1 protein-coding gene is annotated in these 1,636 nt (G+C 66.3%); it reads left to right on the forward strand.

Annotated elements, in window-relative coordinates:
- Nucleotides 1-1,210, forward strand: a 1,210-nt coding sequence (gene mltG, locus KZA10_RS14450; protein ID WP_218683232.1) for an endolytic transglycosylase MltG, incomplete at its 5' end; no start/stop codon positions are given.
- Between the last annotated feature and the right edge of the window lie 426 nt (nucleotides 1,211-1,636).

Genomic DNA, 1,636 nt, shown 5'->3' on the forward strand with positions numbered 1-1,636 from the left:
CACCCCGACCCGCGCCATGCCGCAGGTCGCGCCCGCTGTCATGCCGGCGCCCGCGACCGATGCGCCGGAACCGGTGATCGGCGGAGGACTCGACGATCTCTTCGCTCCGCACGACGACCACGTCCAGGCGAAGCCGAAGAAGAAGAAGCGCCGCAAGGGATGCCTGATCGCACTGATCATCGTGCTCGCGGTCTTCGGCGGTATCGCCGCAGGTGACGCCTGGGCATGGAGCACCTACGGTGACAAGATCAGCGGCGCCCTGGGGTGGGGCGAGTCGAAGGACTACGAGCCGGGCCTCGCGAACGGTGAGGCTCTCGTCACCATCAAGCAGGGCGACACGGGTGGGCCGGTGTCCACCGCGCTCTACGAAGCCGGTGTGACCAAGACCGAAGACGTCTTCTACGACTACATCGTCGACGAGAACCTCGCGGTCACGTTCTATCCGGGCGTGTACCGCCTGCAGAAGAAGATGACGGCGGAGGCCGCGCTCGCCGCGCTCAAGGACGATGCCAACAAGATGGCGAACGCCGTCTCGGTCGCCGAGGGCGGCACGATCGTGTCGTCGCTGCCCGATATGGCGGAGACTCTCGGGCTTCCGCTGGCCGACTTCGAGGCGGCCGTCCAGGACCCCATGGCCTATGGCGTGGACGCGTCGAGCCTGGAGGGCTGGCTCTTCCCCGCGGTGTACGAGTTCGATCCGGGAGTCACCGCGCCCCAGGTCATCCAGCGCATGGTCGATCGCACCCGCGAGTCGCTGAGTGCAGCCGGTGTGCCCGACGCCGATGCCGAACGCATCCTCACGATCGCCTCCATCATCCAGCGCGAGGGGCGTCTCGAGGACTTCCCGAAGGTGTCGCGGGTCATCCAGAACCGTCTCGACATCGACATGAAGCTGCAGATGGACTCCACCGCGCAGTACGGGTACGGATCCCTGCACGAAGGCGTCGTGTCGAGCTCCAAGGAAGCCCTCGAGGACGACAACGACTGGAACACCTACGTACGCACCGGTCTTCCCGCGACACCCATCGCCAGCCCGAGCGATGCCGCCATCAAGGCGGCGATGCAGCCCGCAGACGGTCCGTGGCTGTACTTCGTCACGATCAACCTCGCGACCGGGGAGACGCTGTTCACCCAGACGCTGGCCGAGCACGAGCAGGGGATCGAGAAGTGGCGCGAGTGGTGCCGGGCGAACCCCGATGGCGGCTGCTGAGACGGTGACGCGCTCTCGATTGGCGGTCTGGGGCGACCCGATCGCGCATTCCAAGTCCCCGGATCTGCATGCCGCCGCCTACCGCGTGCTCGGACTCGACTGGGAGTACGGACGACGCCAGGTGTCGGCCGACGACTTCGCGCCGGTGTTCGCTCAGCTCGACGACACCTGGCGCGGTCTCTCGCTGACGATGCCGCTGAAGGAACAGGCATTCCGTGCCGCGGCGACGCGGGATCGTCACGCGGAGCTCACCGGTGCCGTCAACACGCTGCTGATGGGGGAGCACCCCGCCGGGTTCATGGATAGAGCGCCGGTTTCCGGTACCGTAGGTCGCAGGTTCGACTCCTGTCGGGGGCACAAAGGTTGTACGAGTCACACCCGTGATTCCGTACATGAAGTTCTTCATCACGAGAGAAGCCGCCTGAT

This window comes from Microbacterium sp. BF1, assembly GCF_019279095.1.
In the GTDB taxonomy this organism is placed as follows: domain Bacteria; phylum Actinomycetota; class Actinomycetes; order Actinomycetales; family Microbacteriaceae; genus Microbacterium; species Microbacterium maritypicum.